Genomic DNA, 16,551 nt, shown 5'->3' with positions numbered 1-16,551 from the left:
TCTTCCCTCTCCTTGTCTCTTCAAGGTAAATTCCTCTTTTAATTCCAGTTTCTTTACCTTTCACTTTTTTGTACCTAAGTAGTTACCTTTAGCGGCCGTTATTCGAAGCCCCGAGGACGGAATTGCACAATTTTGTGAAAATAAGGGTCCCTATCATCCTCTATTTCACAAATTTTACTGGATTCGAGCAAATGAAGAGCCCCGAAAAGCTCTTATTGTGATCGATCGACCACCGTCATGCAGCGAAACTACGTCATTATGCAATTTTTGCGCCTCATTTAGACCGATTTTCCTCGAAAAAAGGACCTCAGCCTCCACTTTGCTGTGGAAGTTGAAGTCCTTTCGTTTGAGAACGGGACGTTCCCCCTGTCCTGCGAACACTTATGGGAGAACCCTCTTCTTCATGTCCATTCACATCACCCGCCGCAGCCGGCCCGCAGCGAGAACAATCCAATCCGAATCTCTACACGCGAGCCGGTACGCGCTACAAAGTCAATCCGAACGCCTCCGCGACGAGCCGGTAGGAAGCGAGGCGCGCTTCCATGCTGTGGACCGGCGTGTTGATCATCAGTTCGTCCGCGCCGTACCGCTCGCGCATCTCCAGCAGTTGGCGCTTCACCTTGTCCGGCGTGCCGATAATCCGTTTCTGCCGGTACTGGTTGATTCGCATATAGTCGTATTCGGTGTACGGATAATGCAAAGCCGTTTCCACGGATGGAAGGCTCGTCTGGTTAATGCCTTTCTCCAGCCGGAGAAAGAACAGGTCGGAGCTGGTGGCGAGCAGGTTCGCTTCCTCTTCCGTATCTGCGCAGACGACAAGTGTCGCGACCATGGAATGGGGCCGGTCGTTCAGCACAGAAGGCTGGAACTGGGCTCTGTAGATCCGCATCGCATCCTCACCGCCGGGCGTGCCGAAAAATTGCGCGAAAGCGTAAGCCGCGCCTTGGCTGGCGGCGATTTTGGCGCTTTCGTCGCTGGAGCCGAGCAGCCACATCTCGGGCGTATCGGAGATGACCGGCGACACCGGCAGACCGGCGAACGGATGGTCCGGCGGCAGCGCATCGTAGAAATAACCGACCAGATCCGCGACCTGCTGCGGATATTTGCGGATATCTACGGTCTTGTCCTCCTGGAGAGCCCGGGTGGCCAGCGGATAGCCGCCGGGGGCGCGGCCAAGGCCGAGATCGATCCGCCTGGGATGCAGGGCGACGAGCAGCCGGAAGTTCTCGGCGACCTTATAGGCGCTGTAGTGGGGAAGCATAACCCCGCCGGAGCCTACGCGGATGTGCGACGTAGCCGACGCCAGATGGGCGACTAGCACTTCCGGGCTGGAGAAGGAAAGCATCGGCGAAGCGTGATGCTCCGACACCCAGAACCGCGAATAGCCTAGCCGTTCGGTCTCCCGGGCGAGCTTCGTCGTCTCGCTTAATGCATCGTACGCGGTCCGGCCTTCGCATACGTGGGATTGGTCCAGGACGCTTAGCTTCGTCATGGGGTATCCGCCTCCCGTGTCGGTTTAGTCGTTGCTTCCAGATTTCTCAACCTTCGGCTCCGGCGATACGCCGCAAAAGCCGTCCTCGCATATCCCTTCCGCCCCCTCGTTCATGAGGATGAGCGGGTTTTCTTCGCTCCACGCTTTATCCAGCGCTTCGGCGAACACCTCGCTCGGCTGGGCTCCGGATACGCCGTATTTCCGGTTAATGACATAAAAAGGGACGCCGCGTACGCCTAGAGCCTGCGCTTCCTGCTCGTCGGCACGCACTTCCTGCGAGCCGGTATGGCCCGCCAGCACCTCGGCCGTTTCGGCCGGATCGAGGCCGACCTCGGCGGCGAGAGCGACCAGCGTCTCCCGGTCACCGAGATGTTTGGACTCCGTAAAATACGCATGGAACAACCGTTCGGACATCTCATGTCCGAGTCCGCGCTCTTGGGCGTATTGCGTGAGGCGGTGGGCGTCGAACGTATTCGTCAGCACCATCGTATCGAAGCGGAAGTCGAGCCCGACGGACCGGGCTTGTTCGCCTACATTGGCATTCATGGCGATCGCTTGGTCGCGGCTCATCCCGTATTTGGAGGAAAGCATCGTATGAATATCGGTGTCGATATCGCGTTTGGCGTTGGGATCGAGCTCGAAGCTTTTGTACACGACTTCGATCTCGCCGCGGTGAGGGAACGACTCCAGGGCGGCTTCAAACTTTCTTTTGCCGATATAACAGAACGGACAAGCATAATCCGACCATATTTCCACTTTCATCCTAATCGCACCTTTCCAAAGTAAAGTGTACTTACGAAGCTCCCGAACGTCCCTGTAGCGACGCGACCGGATTGGGGCTCCACAGGCGGCCATTAGTTGTGCCCATTATATAAGCTTTCGTCCGCCCGGGCAAGCTCGTCACCCTCCCTCCATTTGGAAAGCCGGATGCTGCACGGCTGCGAGCCGGTATGCCTCTTTGCCGATGACCCGGGGCTGGTATGGATAACGAGTGATGACGCAGTTCCAGATGAGGTAAACCGCTAACTTGCTTGCTCTGCGGATTGTCGTCCACTTTCAAGGTATAGGGCGCGGACCGGGTTCGCGTTATGGAGGAATAGTAAAAAATATGGAGAAATATTGGATAGACGATCATTCAAACATTAATCCATATATTCCGATTAATCCTCCATTTTATGTGAGTGGAGAAGCGAATATAATCAATTTACGGAACAGGGAGGAATCGTTATGGACAACACTTTCTTCTCGCGTTTTCACCCCCGGGTAATCGATGTGCTTTTGCGTGATCACCGGTTCTGGTTTCAGCTCGGGAAACCGACTCGGGCGGTTGCATTCGAATCCACGAGCATACGGAATTTCATGTTCGTCGTTCGGGGATCGGGGATATTGTCTGCGAACGGGGCGGAGTATCCGCTCACTGTCGGTTCCGTGTTTTATTTTCCATATCGCAGCAAAGTCCGGATTTCTTATACTTCCGAGGAGCCGATGCAGTTTTATTCCGTTCATTACGATTACAAGCTGATCGAGTGGGACGGGGGCTCGGTGATCTGCTCAGACCCGCAGGAGAGTCATATGCCGATTCCGATTGTGACCCAGACGACCGATATCGAGAGCTTCTCCAGATCCATGCGGCAGTTGTACGAACAGTGGCACGGAAAAGCGGCGGATTACGAATGGCAGTCGCGGCTGATGTTCTTAAGCCTCGTGAACGAAGTGCGCAGGCTGTACTTGCAAAAAAACGAAGGCGATCTGGTCCGCCGCGCCATCAACAAAAGCATGGACTACATCCGGAGCCGCTACGCAGAGCCGCTGGAAAGGGAGGAACTGGCGGAGGTCGCTTCGCTGTCCATGAGCTATTTCTCGATTATGTTCAAAAAAGTGGCGGGCTGCACGCCGACGCAGTACATTACGAAGGTCAGACTGGACAAAGCGAAGCAGCTGCTGCAAAGCAGCGAGTTGACGGTGTCGGAAGTTGCCCGGCAGGTCGGTTTTCAGGACCCGCTATATTTTGCCAGAGTATTCGCTCAGCATGCGGGCATGCCTCCCCGGGAGTACAGAAAAGGCTGACGGGCCGGGAAGCGCAGGCTTATCTCCGGCTGCCAGCCGATCACAATGAACAAGCAGGACGAATGTACTTTTGCAACGGATTTTTATCGCAGTTTTGAAAAGGAGGGTTATCGGTGGACCGCACAGACTGCTCTTTACTGATTTGCGGCGCAACGTTCGCCGGCCTCGGCGCGGCGGCAGCCGCAAGGGAAGCGGGGCGTAACGTCGTCGTCGTCGAGCGTTCGGTCTCGGTCGGGCGCGAGTTTATCGAGGCAATGAATCCGGGGAGCGGCTGGAGAGATCCGGCTACGGACTTCGGACAAAATTTGAAGAGGGATTGGCTCCGGCGCAACGTGATGGAGGAGGGCGGACCGGCCCACCTGCCGGCGCTGCATCCGCTGTTATGCCATCTCATCAAGCAATCCGGACTGCAGGTGAGGTTTCTTACCGAGATCGTCGGAGTGAAGGGACGGGACGGACAGTATGAGGTCATGCTGCATGACGCTTCCGGCTGCACTCCGTTACTTGTCCGCGAGGTTGCAGATACGACATCGGAACGTCTTACCGTTCCGGGCCGGCTCGCCGTACCGCCGCGCAAACGGCTGAACGCCTATCTGCATCATCCCGATCCGTCCGGCGCGAGCATCCCCGCTCCCTTCGACGAGAGGATGGCGGTCGTCCGGGGAAGATTTTCATCCGAAGTGATTGTAAAAGTAGAGGTCGATCCGGGCGACAGCTGGCTGCAAGCGAGACAACATCTGCACCAGTACTGGCGGGCAAGGCCGGAGGAGTGGGCGTCATGGACGATCGCCTCCGTAGCCGGATGCTTCGAGTCGGACGTTCCAACAGGCCTGTCCAGGCTCGGAGCGGGGTGGAGCTGGCAACCCTCGGAAGCGTTTTCAAACCCGCTCGCCGCGATCGACCGTGGCTACGATTTGTACCGGAAGGGGGAGTTGGTCCATGATGCGGCAAAAGCCAACTAACAGCGACATAAGCCATCATGCTCCGGATTCCGGAACGGCGCCGGAAGCCTATGATGTGATCGTCGTCGGATTGGGGACGGCCGGAGCGATTGCGGTCATCGCGGCTGCAAGGAAGGGCCTCCGCGTCCTGGGCATTGACCGGCATACGTGTATGGGCGGGGCCGGGACGGCGGGCGGCGTGCTCGGGTATTATTTCGGCAAGCGGGGCGGTTTATTCGAAGAAATTGACGCTAAAGTGCAGCAGACGGAAAAAAGCGTATACACGCCGTCCTACGGAGTCGGGGCGGAAGGAAAACAATATGTGCTCGAACAGGAAGCCGTCCTGGCTGGCGCAGTGATCCGTTACGATACGACTGTGACCGGGGTGCTGACGGAAGGACGGACCGTGACCGGACTGCGCTGTTTCTCTCCCGAACTCGGTTCACGCACGGTGATGAGCAAGGTCGTCATCGACGGCACGGGCAATGCGGACGTATGCCGGCTGGCCGGCTGCGAACTGCAGGGCGGTCGTGAGTTCGACGATCAGCCGCAGCCGTTTTCCAACGCTTTGTTCAAGCTGGACGGGAACCGCGTACGCGCTTATTATACGGATTCCGGCTATGTCTTTCCGGAAGATCCGCACAGCATGTCTGCCGCGATAGTCGATTCCGCCCTGCTGTCCACTCATCTGATGGACCGTTACGACGACGGGACGACGTACATGCGGATCGCTCCGCAGCTTGGGGTCCGCGAGAGCCGGTTTATCGTCGGAGAAGAGCAGGTGACGCTGGAGCGGTTTTTGCGGGAGGATTATTCTCGGGAACCGTTGTTTATGGCATACTCCAATCTCGATAACCATAGTAAGGACGTTGCTTTCGAGAGTGAGCTGCAGCGGGATTGGACGGTAGCCGCGAGTTTGTGGGGACTGAAATTTACGGTTCCAATTCCGCTCGGAGCGCTAATCCCGAAAGGGTATGACGGCTTGCTCGCCACGGGGCGCTGTATCGCTCTGGATCACGATATGGCTTCGCTCGTCCGGATGAAGCGGGATATGCAGAAAAGCGGAGAAGCTGCGGCATACGCCGCTTACCTGGCGATTACCGGCGGAGTTCCGCTGCGGTACGTTCCTTATCCCGAGCTTGCGCGGCTGCTGCGGGAAGCGGGCTGCCTGGAGGAAGGCGAGAAGGTGTTCTTCGAGCACCGGGTCGCCCAATCGGACGCGGCTCATGCTCCGATACGCTGGCTGGAGAACCCGGCGGATATCCGCGAAGCGCTCTCCGGCGTGAAGCCCGGCGTTGCGATCTGGTCAGCGAAGCGGCTCGGGGAGACGATCCGGGGGCACCTGCTCCAATGGATCGGCCAGGCCGAGCCGGAGCATCTGCAGAGGCATAGCGCGATGGCGCTGGCGCTCATGGGGGCGCGCGAAGCGGCGCCGATCTTGCGGGAGATGGTTCGGGAGCGGGACCCGTTCGTGCCGCAGACGAGTCTGAAATACAATCAGGCTCGCGGATACGCAGCCGTTTATCTGCTCGGCCGGCTGGCTGACAAGGAGACTGTTCCCTTGCTGCTGGACTTGTTGAAGTCCAGGGAAGGGTTTACGTTTATTGATGGAAATAAAGAATTTTTGTCCGATGAAGCGGACTTGCGCTTTCAGTATGTGTCCTATGCGCTGATGGCGCTGGCTGCGATCGGAAACCGCCACGAGGAGACACGTCCGGCGATCGCGGAGGCGTTCGGGCGATTCGAGCGGGAGCTCGACGGAACGTTGGTTATTTCCTTCAAAGGAAGCTCGGAAATCCGCAACGTCATGGACGATAAAATCCGAAGGCTGATCGACCGGACGATTCGCGCTTGGCAAAGCCCGGCCGGAGTTTTGTAAGATCAGATGTACAGTGAGTTCCCGCAGGTGGTTGTCCATCTGCACATAGACGCCCGATCCGAAGGATAGGAGGGCGTCTTTGCTTTGCATCAAGGGGAGGAGGGAGTTTAGTTGTTGGCGATCATTGTTTCTTGTATAAAGATTAACGGAAGTTTCATTTCCGTTATTCCAGCAAGGAGGCGCTCCGGCTGCCATTAGCGGAAGTTTTGCTTCCGTTATTATGGATTTCTGCCCTCGATTACTCGTTTTTCCCCGAAATAACGGAACAATTATTTCCGTTATCATCGGTTTTTAGCTTGGATTGCACAAATAACGGAAACGATGCTTCCGCTGATTACTAATAAACCGGGCGAACAACCGGCTGGACAGGAAGGCCAGCTAACCGAATCAACGGTATCCCCGCCCCAAAACAAACCAACCGCCCGGGATCTCGGCTCCCGGACGGTCGATTATCGTCACTTGCTTTTCGCTTCGCTGATCGCTTTGTTGATCTTCTCCTCCGCTTGCCGCAGCATCGTGTTCACGTCTGTGCCCGAATTGATCATATCGCCGAATTCCTTGTTCAGAATCGAATTGGCGTTGACGAGCGGGGCAAGCTTCGTGTTAGCGGTTGGCATGGTAGCGAACTTGTTGTGGAACATAACCTTGAAGTTTTTCCCTTTGGATTTGCTCTCTTCCCCTAACGCGGCGCGAATCGTTTCGTTGTTCAGAATGGGAGGACGGCCTTCCTTGCTGCTCATCAGCTGGACCTCGTCGGAGAGAAGCTGGGTGACGGCGAGAAACGCCTGCTCCGCCTTCTTGTTCGCGTTGCTGATGAAATAATAGATCGTGTTCGCCTGGAACCCGACGTCCGGCTTATCGGCGAAAGTCGGAGCCGCCACCAGATCCCAGTTGAGGTCCTTGTCGTTTTCGAATCGTCCGTAGCCGGACATCGGGGCTATGACCATGGCGATGTTTTTGTTTTTGTAGAACGAGTCCAGCTCGGCGTCCCCGTTAAAGGCTCCCTCCGGTTTATTGTCCACGATGTCGTAAATCCCTTTGTACGTGCGGAAGAGCTTTTGGAATTCGGCCGTGTTGACGGACGCTTTGTCGCTTTTCGGATCGATAAAAGGCAAGGAGAGCTGGTTCTCCGTGATCATATTGCCGGAAAATAGCGACATTCCGCGATAACGGATTCCGTCGACCGTGCGTGTCATTTGGGCGGCCAGCTTGGTCGCTTCGTCCCAGGTCATCCCGCTTTTCGGATACGCCACCCCAAATTTATCAAAAATGTCTTTATTGTAAAACAGGACGACCGTGTTCGTATATTTCGGCAAGCCGTACAGAGCGCCGTTATCCGAAGCGTTGCGTAACGAATCCAGCGTGGACGGCTCGATGCGCGACAGGTCGTACTTATGCTTTTGGATCAGCTCCGTAAGATCGTATTGAAGCTGGAAAGGGATAACGTTGCTGTTCATTCCGCTGATCGAGGTCAGAATAATGTCTGGCGCGCTTCCGCTCGCTACGAGATCGCTGATCTTGGCCTGTGCTCCGCCGATCACATAGTTCATTTTGACATTCGGATATTTGGCTTGCACCGGAGCCTCGATGGTCCGCTTGAACTCTTCTTGGGTGACGGAGGGAACTACGGAGTAAATGCTCAGCTCGACCGGTGCGGCCATCACGGAGGAATCGGGCTGCCCGGACGCAGCGGAAGGTGGGCCGGAATCGCCGCCTGCACACGCCGGCAGCAGTGCCAGGCATACAGCGGCTGTCATCCATAGAACGGTTCGAATCGAATGGATCATGTTTCGGATCATCGTAAACATTCCCCCTGGTTGGATAATTTATGATCTAGGAAAGCCCTTACCTGCAAGCAACTTTAATTATATGTAAGCGGTACCAATAGTAAATGGAGTAAAAAAAGAATACATGGATAATTAGTTAGCCGGACTTTTCCTCGAACAGGAATCCATATTTTTGAATGTATCTCCATAATCAGGGCTTGATCTGCGGGGAGCGTGACGTTTCATATCCGGGGTCCCGGTGTAAATATTGTCATATCGCCCCGAAGGAAGTGATCCGGAGATTGCGTCAGCGCGAGCCAGAGATCGGAAGATAACGTCGTCTGAAACCGTTGCCGACGGTACCGGAAGGTCGCTGGGCCGGCGATACCGGCGAATGCTTCGCTTTACAGTCCCGCGAACGAGGAGTATGATACCTAACAAGATAGCAATCCGTAGTCTGTTATCGCTGAATTCTGTTTCGTTCAGAAGCGGGGGAACCAACGAAGCTATGGGCCGATGTGCCGGTGCTTCACGGGGATGAATCGTTTTGTCCGGTGGACAAAACGTAGGGCGACTCCAGCGCCCGAATCCGTCAGCTAACCTCGCAAGCGTATCGGAGAGACTGCCGTTAACGCGTTTCTGATCATGGCCGTGCCGTCATGTTAAGAGCCGCGGGGAGGGTCCTCTTTCCTGCGGTTCTTTTTGTCGTGATTGCGGAGGGGCATCACCGCATTCGGACTCTGATCGGGCGTTCGGACTTGCGTTTATCGTCCGTTTTGAAGGATACCGCTTTCCCTCATATCAATCCGGCATGAAGATGATCTAAATCACGTATTGTTTATGCCGCACCTTGCATAATAAGATACATGTAATGGAAACCGACGCCACAAGTTTAATCCTATAGGGAGTCCGGATTCATATAAGCGCGAGGAGGAATTGGAAGTGGCAGTTATGGAAAAAGAGCTGGACAACGTTGCGGCGGCGCGCCAATACGTTCAAGACGTGTATGAGACGGTTATTCGCAGAAACCCGAGTGAAAGCGAATTTCATCAGGCGGTAAAAGAGATCGTGGATTCTCTTGTGCCTGTATTCGCCAAACATCCGAAATATATGAAGGCTGGCATCCTGGAGCGGATCGTCGAGCCGGAACGGGTCATTTCCTTCCGCGTGCCATGGGTGGACGATCAAGGCAAAGTGCAAGTAAACCGCGGCTTCCGCGTACAGTTCAACAGCGCGATCGGTCCTTACAAAGGCGGCTTGCGGTTCCATCCGTCCGTTAACGCCAGCATTATCAAGTTTCTCGGATTCGAGCAAATCTTCAAAAACTCGCTAACCGGACAGCCGATCGGCGGCGGTAAAGGCGGTTCGGACTTCGATCCGAAAGGCAAATCCGACAATGAAATTATGCGCTTCACGCAAAGCTTCATGACCGAGCTGTACAAATACATCGGTCCCGACGAAGACGTGCCGGCCGGAGATATCGGCGTAGGCGCGAGAGAAATCGGATATATGTTCGGACAATACAAGCGGATTCGCGGCGGCCACGAAGCGGGCGTCCTGACCGGCAAAAGCATCGCGTACGGCGGCAGCTTGACCCGGACCGAAGCTACAGGCTTCGGCGCCGTCTACTTCGTAGACGAAATGCTGAAGTCGATCGGCGAGAGCTTCGAAGGAAGCACGGTAGTCGTATCGGGCTCCGGCAACGTATCGATTTATGCGATCCAAAAAGCGCAGCAGTTCGGCGCCAAAGTCGTAGCATGCAGCGACTCCAACGGCTATATTTACGATCCGAACGGCATCGATCTGGAGACGGTAAAACGTCTGAAAGAAGTAGAGCGCAAACGGATCAGCGAGTATGTCATCGACCATCCGCATGCAACCTATCATGAAGGCTGCACGGGAATTTGGACGATTCCATGCGATATCGCGCTTCCGTGTGCGACGCAAAACGAAATCAACGAGCATTCGGCGAAGATCCTCGTCGAAAACGGCGTGAAAGCAATCGGCGAAGGGGCGAACATGCCTTCTACGCTTGAAGCGATCGAAGTGTTCCTGGAGAACAAAGTATTGTTCGGTCCGGCCAAAGCGGCCAATGCCGGCGGCGTAGCCGTATCGGCGCTCGAAATGTCCCAGAACAGCATGCGTTATTCGTGGTCGTTCCATGAAGTAGACGATAAGCTGCACGGCATTATGAAAAACATTTACCGCCAAAGCGTGGCAGCCGCCGAGGAATACGGATGCTCCGGCAATCTCGTAGTAGGCTCCAACATCGCAGGCTTCCTGCGCGTAGCCGACGCTATGATGCTTCAAGGGATCGTATAAGCAATCGCAGTCCCGCTCATCCGCGCCTGCAGGCGCACTTCCGCCTGCGGATGCGGTTCAACGCCAAAAAAAGGAAATGAACGCTTGAAGGCGTATCGTTTCCTTTTTTTGGTTTATCCAATATTAAATTGGCCGATCGTCGCGAAGTAGTTTTTCAGAAAATCGTAAAACAGCTTCTCCGTAGGAGGAAGCTCGCGATTGTTCGGCGTAATGACGCCGACGCTCCGCGTAACCTGCGGGTCTTCGAGCCGAACCTTGACGGCCGAACGGGGGACGTTATCGTTCAGGGCGATTTCGGGCAGCAGCGTGATGCCGAGACCGGCGGCTACGAGACCTTTGATCGCGTCGATATCGTCGCCTTCGAACGAGATTTTCGGTTCGAACCCCTGAGCGGTACAAGCCCCGATTACGAGATCCCTTAAGACGAAACCGGCGGGAAATAATACAAACATATCGTTGCGCAGCTGACTCAGCTTCAGCGACGACTGCTCGGCCAGCGGGTGGCTCGCCGGCAGCAGTGCGACGAATCGCTCCAGAAACAACGTGTCGCCTTGAATCTGCTTGTCGTGCTTCGGTACCGGACCGATCAGCGACAAGTTCAACGTCCCCTTGATGACGGAATCGATCAATTCCCGGTATGAACCGTGCTGCAGCTGAAAATGAACCTGCGGATAATGATCGCGAAATGCGGATATGACCATCGGAAGCAGATGCGAAGCCAGGCTGCTCGGGAAACCGATCCGTACGGTGCCCCGCTCGGGGTCGAGAAATTCCTGAATTTCCTGCTGCGCTTTCTCAATAACTTGAATCGCCTGCTCCATATGACCCAGAAACATTTTGCCGATCGGAGTCAATCTTACTTTACGACCGTCCCGTACGAACAGATCGACGCCGAGCTCGGCCTCCAGCTTGAAAATTTGCCGGCTGACGGCCGACTGCGCCACGTGAAGAACATAGGACGCTTCCGTAACGTGCTCCAGCTTGGCAACTTCTATGAAATATTGGATTTGTCTTAATTCCACTCTATATAGTCACCGCCATTACTTATCACGCCGTGTGAGGTTTAGCGCTTCCCTTATTGTACAACAAACCGGCCGACAAGGAAACAGCCTATCGTTTTATGGGAGGAGGGGAGTGTGGGCAGGTGTGTCTCTAATGGGTCTCTAATTGGTTATGCCGACCAAATGATAGAGTTCGCATTTCGCAGGAAGTTCATTCAAATCTTTCGTTTTCATCTTGAAACCGTTTTCCTTCAGGCGCGTATCCATAGTAGAATAGAACTAGAGAACCGGGATCGACAGGTGAAATGGGGGAGCGGGCAAGATGAAGAGCAAATATGGACGGCTTTCGGTCGTGGCCGTTTTTTTGGCCGTAGTCTGCGTGTACTGGTATGTGAGTGCGGACGGCAAACGGGATAAGGATATTCCCGCTGCCAGCGGGCCGGACGCCACGGGCGGGAATGAGGAACAACTGCTGACGGAGCCCGTACAACTGCTGAACTGGTGGCAGCAACGCCTTGAGGCGGCGGCGTCTGCAGGCGATTACGAGGTGGCCGGCGACTATGCCACCCGCAAAGCGAGCTACTACCGGAGCATCGGGAACGAAGCCGAGGCGGCTGCATGGTACGAAACGTCGGCTTCACACTGGGCGAAAGCCAAGGCGGTAGACCGGCGGTTTTACGATGATGTGACGCCTTCTGCCCACGAGGTGACGATCGAGCCTTACGTCAGTGTCCCCGTCGGAGCGGATAACCGGAAGCTGGCCAAGTTCGAGCCGTCATCCGGGACCTACCTGGGCCTGTTCGGCTTGTTCGACTGGCCGGCCGTTGAACCCGAGTTTGGGCAATATCATCCGATCGGGCTCACGTATTCCGGCTGGCGCAAAGACGAGAACGATACGCGAAACTACTTTCCCATCCGGTTTATGAACAGCATTAAATCGACCGCTTCCGGCGCGCTGCAGATCGGTTGGGAGCCGCATTACGGGCTGGACAGCGTCAAAGACGACGATTATGCCCGGTCCTTTGCCCGCCAGGCGAAGGAAGCGGGAATTCCCATCTTTATGCGGTATGCGTCGGAGATGAACGGCGCCTGGGTTCCCTGGTACGATGAGCCCGCCAAGTACATCGAGAAATTCCGCCTCATGTCGAAGGTGATGAAGGAAGAAGCTCCGAATGTCGCCATGGTCTGGTCGCCCAACTTTTGGCCGAACGATAATATAGACGATTATTATCCCGGTGACGAGTATGTCGACTGGGTCGGGTTTTCGCTGTACGCGACTCCTTTTTTCGGGGAGAATGAAGATTTCAGCAAAAATCAGATCGATTATTTCGCGCCGCTGTATGAGAAATACAGCCATAAACCGATTATGATCTCGGAAGGAGGCGTCACCCACTATATCCGCAAGACCGGAAAGGATTACGCGAAATGGGGGGAAAGCCAGCTCGCAAACATGTACGCGTACTTGCCGCGCATGTTCCCTCAGGTGAAAGCGATCACGTATTTCAACATTGCCAAATCGCGAAGCGAGACACTGAATGCCGACTACATCTACGACATTAGGGAAAATACGCTCATGTACGATCTGTACCGCCGGCAAGTGCAAAGCGACTATTATTTGACCCGGGTCGAGCAGGGCGCGGCCACGAAGGATAACGTCAAATACGTTCCGCTGCGATCCGCCCAAGCGGAAAGCCTGACGGGCAAACGAAAGCTGTTCGTCTACGTCAAAATGCCGATGGAGGTCCAGCCTTTCGCCATAGCGGTGTTGCAGGGCGACCGCCGCCTTGCGATCTCGTATGAGGTGCCGTGGGAGGTGGAGCTTGATTTCTCGACGCTGCAAGCCGCGGAGCCGCTCACGGTGGCCGTTTATAACAGCAAGCACGAGGAGGTCGCCCGGCAACCGTTCGAATGGAGCAAGGCGAACCTGAAGTGAACTTTTTCAATAATAGACAACTAATGTGCTTTTCAATCCAGTCTGGCGGATGTACAATCAGGCCAAAGAGGTTAATGTAAGGTCTGGCCTTCAGAACGACTGCCGTTCAATCATTCCGTCAATCAGGAAAGGAATTCGGAGGATGTCCGCTTCAAGGGTAAACAAATGGGGAATACTGCAAATCGTCAATATGGGGACGCTGATCTCCACGCTGGACGTCGGGATCGTCAACGTGTCGCTGCCGATTATGGCCAGACAGTTTGACGTCTCGCTGGCTCAGATTCAGTGGGTGGCTACAATTTATTTGCTGACGATGGTCGTGCTGCTGCCGTTCATGGGCAAGCTGTCCGACCGGCTGGAGCGGCGTACCGTGTACAGCTACGGATTTCTTATTTTTGGAATCGGCTCGTTGTTCATCGCCTTATCGACCGGCTTCGTTGCGCTATTGCTGGCCAGATGCCTGCAGGGCGTCGGGGCGACGATGATTATGGCAAACAGCCAGGCGATGGTGCGTCAGGTGTTTCCGGATCATGAACGGGGCCGCGCGCTCGGGGTGAATGCGATCGTCATCTCGGCGGGCACCTTGTCCGGTCCGGCTCTAGGCGGGCTGCTGCTTGAATTTGTAGACTGGCCTTGGCTGTTCTGGGTGAACGTGCCTATTGCGTTAGCCGCCTGCCTGCTAGGTTACCGCTGGTTTCCGAGAGGCAAAAGCGATGCGGCCAAAACCCGGTTCGACTTCGTAGGGACGTTCCTGCTCGGCGCCGGAGCCTGTCTGCTGATGATGGCGGCGGAGTCGGCCAAGGAAACTTCGGCGATGTCGATAGCGGCCTGGATCGAGGGTGCGACTGGCATCGGGCTGCTTGTCGCCTTGTGGCTGCATGGCCGAAAAATCGACTACGGCATTATCGACCGGGAGCTGTTCCGTCATCGCAAAGTATGGCTTGGCAACACGAGCTCGTTTCTGATTAATCTGGCCCAGACGGCGACGCTAATTCCGGTTACGTTCTACATGCAGAGCCAGCTCGGCTACTCGGCCTGGACAACCGGGGCGCTGCTGATGCTGCAGCCGCTGCTGATGGGCATCGTGGCGCCGTTCGCCGGCTGGTTCCGCGACAAATACGGCGGCTCCTTTCCGATCACGGCGGGAGCGCTGCTGTGCTCCGTCTCGATGCTGTTCGTCGTGCTGCTGCCTGACGTGTCTGCGGTCGCGATCGGATTGCAGTTGGCCGTATTCGGGATCGGAATTGGTCTGTTCCATGCGACGAACAACGCCGAAGTGATGAGCGCTTCCCCGTCCTCCAAAAGCAGTCTGGCGGGAAGCTTGCTCGCGCTCGTCCGTTATCTCGGCCAAATAGCCGGCATCGGACTGGCGACGCTGCTGGTCGGCTCGATGGGATCGTCCGCCGATGCCGCGGAATCGTACGGAGTACCCATCCGGATTTTGTTCGGATTTTGCTTTGTGTTTTGTATGGCTGTAGCGTTGGCCGGAAAGTTCCTTCCGAAAGAAAAGCCGGAGGCCGGCAGTTTGTCCGCTTGAAGCCGAAGCACGGAAGGATACGTATCATCAAAGCCCCTGTCGGAAGGATGAGTCCGGCAGGGGTTTTGATGTTTTTCGGAATAAGTAAGAAGCGGGGGGCGGAAATCGCTGGAATCCGATTGAACGGCAGGCGGATGGGTAATCTATGAAGGAAGGAACGATAACAACAGCTTTGGGAAGGAGTGACGGAGTATGCCTCAACTCGAAACCGCAATCAACCCGAATCTGGGGCGCGTCAAGGACCGCGTAGCGTTCGTGACGGGAGCCGGCTCGGGAATCGGCCGGGCTGCTGCGTTAAAGCTCGCGTCGGAAGGCGCCCGAGTATGTCTTGCGGATCTGAAGGACAACCGCACCGACGAAGTGAAGCAGCTGATCGAGGAGAAGGGCGGCGAGGCGTTCGTCGCCGACGTCGACGTATCAGATGAAGCGAGGGTCCGGGAAGGTATCGAGAAGGCGGTAGGGAAATGGGGCCGTCTCGATATCGTCTTTGCCAACGCCGGAATAAACGGAACCTGGACGCCAATCGAAAATATGACATCCGAGCAGTGGGACGATACGCTGGCGACCAATCTGAAAGGGACGTTTCTTGCGGTCAAATATGCGATCCCCTATATGAAGGAGCACGGGGGCAGCATCATCGTCACCAGCTCAATCAACGGCAGCCGCAAATTTTCCAGCTTCGGCGCGTCCGCCTATAGCGCTTCGAAGGCGGGACAGGTCGCGTTCGCAAAAATGGCCGCCCTCGAGCTGGCCCGATACCGCATCCGGGTAAATGTCATATGCCCGGGAGCGATCGACACGAATATCGGCGAGAATACGAACATCACGCCGGAGCTGAAAACCATTCAAATTCCGGTTAAATACCCGGAAGGCAGCCAGCCGCTGGAGCACCGGTCCGGCAAGCCCGAACAGGTGGCGGATCTCGTGTTGTTTCTCGCCTCGGACGAGTCCAGCCATATATCCGGCACGGAGATGTTTATCGACGGGGCGGAGTCGCTGCTGTAATGCTGTAAAGGCGGAGGCGCTCAAACGAGTTGCAGATTGAGCAAAACCGTCCGGTAAAGGTGTCCGGACGGTCCTGTCTATGTGCAGACCCACACATTAGCATGTTGGAGGAAAAGGGTACCATCGCCCCAGTCGCTCGTTGGTGAGGTTTTGCGGGCACGAACTGATTTTCCAATCGTGCCCGTAACCCTCCTTCATGCAAGCGGGTTCTGTTCGCCTCCGCCAAAACGTATGCACGCGTGCTCTGAACAAGAGGCAAAAGCACGGTTTGCTCTGAACAAGAGGCAAAAGCACGTTAGTGCTGAACAAGAAGCAAGAGTATGCGTGCTCTGAACAAAATAGAAGTCTTTGGCAGCTTCTATTTTCGGCTTTTTCCCAAAACGAAAACAAATAGCGGCGGTTTGCACCACTTATTTCAACGAACTGGTGGGGGACCTGCCCTTTTGCGGATTTTAGCAGCTACAAATCGCTCTTATTCTGTGCTCAAGCGAGTTTTCGGACAAAATAAAGCGTGCAAACCGCTCTTATTCGGTTCCCTCCCGCTTGAAGCAGGGCAGAAGCCCCAAACAGCCGCCCGATGAGCAGACGACTTGCGACAGTTGCCGTCT

11 protein-coding genes and 1 riboswitch are annotated in these 16,551 nt (G+C 55.6%); of the genes, 7 read left to right on the top strand and 4 right to left on the bottom strand.

What is annotated here, in order from left to right; all coding sequences use genetic code 11:
- Positions 1-484: 484 nt before the first annotated feature.
- Positions 485-1,492 (bottom strand): LLM class flavin-dependent oxidoreductase, encoded by a 1,008-nt coding sequence (locus tag IDH45_RS26610; RefSeq protein WP_190931181.1) that lies wholly within the window; start codon positions 1,490-1,492, stop codon positions 485-487.
- A 24-nt stretch (positions 1,493-1,516) separates the two neighbouring features.
- Complete coding sequence (locus IDH45_RS26605; protein ID WP_190931180.1) at positions 1,517-2,254, bottom strand: DsbA family oxidoreductase; 738 nt, start codon at positions 2,252-2,254, stop codon at positions 1,517-1,519.
- 465 nt (positions 2,255-2,719) lie between these two features.
- Here IDH45_RS26605 and IDH45_RS26600 point away from each other — a divergent pair, with 465 nt between their 5' ends.
- The 3 genes from IDH45_RS26600 to IDH45_RS26590 all read left to right on the top strand — a co-directional run bounded on the left by IDH45_RS26600 (position 2,720) and on the right by IDH45_RS26590 (position 6,379).
- Complete coding sequence (locus IDH45_RS26600; protein ID WP_190931179.1) at positions 2,720-3,559, top strand: AraC family transcriptional regulator; 840 nt, start codon at positions 2,720-2,722, stop codon at positions 3,557-3,559.
- 113 nt (positions 3,560-3,672) lie between these two features.
- Positions 3,673-4,521: a hypothetical protein gene (locus tag IDH45_RS26595; protein WP_190931178.1), complete on the top strand. Its 849-nt coding sequence runs from the start codon at positions 3,673-3,675 to the stop codon at positions 4,519-4,521.
- Entirely contained in the window at positions 4,499-6,379 is a 1,881-nt protein-coding gene (locus IDH45_RS26590; protein ID WP_190931177.1) for an FAD-dependent oxidoreductase, read from the top strand. Before IDH45_RS26595 ends, IDH45_RS26590 begins: the two co-directional genes overlap by 23 nt.
- Positions 6,380-6,834: 455 nt before the next feature.
- Here the strand turns inward: IDH45_RS26590 and IDH45_RS26585 are convergent, their stop codons facing one another.
- Positions 6,835-8,178 (bottom strand): ABC transporter substrate-binding protein, encoded by a 1,344-nt coding sequence (locus IDH45_RS26585; protein WP_190931176.1) that lies wholly within the window; start codon positions 8,176-8,178, stop codon positions 6,835-6,837.
- Positions 8,179-8,599: 421 nt separating this feature from the next.
- Positions 8,600-8,771: riboswitch (cyclic di-AMP (ydaO/yuaA leader) on the top strand.
- A gap of 325 nt (positions 8,772-9,096) precedes the next feature.
- Between IDH45_RS26585 and gdhA the strand changes: the two genes are divergently transcribed.
- Entirely contained in the window at positions 9,097-10,467 is a 1,371-nt protein-coding gene (gene gdhA, locus IDH45_RS26580) for an NADP-specific glutamate dehydrogenase (RefSeq protein ID WP_190931186.1), read from the top strand.
- A gap of 113 nt (positions 10,468-10,580) precedes the next feature.
- On the opposite strand, the gene IDH45_RS26575 is transcribed toward gdhA, so the two are convergent.
- Complete coding sequence (locus IDH45_RS26575) at positions 10,581-11,489, bottom strand: LysR family transcriptional regulator (RefSeq protein WP_190931175.1); 909 nt, start codon at positions 11,487-11,489, stop codon at positions 10,581-10,583.
- Between the two features lie 301 nt (positions 11,490-11,790).
- On the opposite strand from IDH45_RS26575, the gene IDH45_RS26570 reads away from it, so the two are divergent.
- The 3 genes from IDH45_RS26570 to IDH45_RS26560 all read left to right on the top strand — a co-directional run bounded on the left by IDH45_RS26570 (position 11,791) and on the right by IDH45_RS26560 (position 15,943).
- Positions 11,791-13,401 (top strand): glycoside hydrolase family 26 protein, encoded by a 1,611-nt coding sequence (locus tag IDH45_RS26570; RefSeq protein WP_190931174.1) that lies wholly within the window; start codon positions 11,791-11,793, stop codon positions 13,399-13,401.
- A gap of 142 nt (positions 13,402-13,543) precedes the next feature.
- A complete protein-coding gene (locus IDH45_RS26565) occupies positions 13,544-14,938 on the top strand; it encodes an MFS transporter (RefSeq protein ID WP_190931173.1) in 1,395 nt (464 codons plus the stop codon).
- A gap of 192 nt (positions 14,939-15,130) precedes the next feature.
- Positions 15,131-15,943 (top strand): SDR family oxidoreductase, encoded by an 813-nt coding sequence (locus IDH45_RS26560; RefSeq protein ID WP_190931172.1) that lies wholly within the window; start codon positions 15,131-15,133, stop codon positions 15,941-15,943.
- Positions 15,944-16,551 lie beyond the last annotated feature (608 nt).

The sequence above is a fragment of the Paenibacillus oceani genome (assembly GCF_014705615.1).
Lineage (GTDB): Bacteria > Bacillota > Bacilli > Paenibacillales > NBRC-103111 > Paenibacillus_AB > Paenibacillus_AB oceani.
Note: the sequence above shows the minus strand (reverse complement) of the source record. Positions and strands in the feature narration are given on the sequence as shown.

Coding starts and splice junctions, on each gene's coding strand:
- IDH45_RS26610 (WP_190931181.1), bottom strand. CDS start 1,492: ATGACGAAGCTAAGCGTCCTGGACCAATCCCACGTATGCGAAGGCCGG.
- IDH45_RS26605 (WP_190931180.1), bottom strand. CDS start 2,254: ATGAAAGTGGAAATATGGTCGGATTATGCTTGTCCGTTCTGTTATATC.
- IDH45_RS26600 (WP_190931179.1), top strand. CDS start 2,720: ATGGACAACACTTTCTTCTCGCGTTTTCACCCCCGGGTAATCGATGTG.
- IDH45_RS26590 (WP_190931177.1), top strand. CDS start 4,499: ATGATGCGGCAAAAGCCAACTAACAGCGACATAAGCCATCATGCTCCG.
- IDH45_RS26585 (WP_190931176.1), bottom strand. CDS start 8,178: ATGATCCGAAACATGATCCATTCGATTCGAACCGTTCTATGGATGACA.
- gdhA (WP_190931186.1), top strand. CDS start 9,097: ATGGAAAAAGAGCTGGACAACGTTGCGGCGGCGCGCCAATACGTTCAA.
- IDH45_RS26570 (WP_190931174.1), top strand. CDS start 11,791: ATGAAGAGCAAATATGGACGGCTTTCGGTCGTGGCCGTTTTTTTGGCC.
- IDH45_RS26565 (WP_190931173.1), top strand. CDS start 13,544: ATGTCCGCTTCAAGGGTAAACAAATGGGGAATACTGCAAATCGTCAAT.
- IDH45_RS26560 (WP_190931172.1), top strand. CDS start 15,131: ATGCCTCAACTCGAAACCGCAATCAACCCGAATCTGGGGCGCGTCAAG.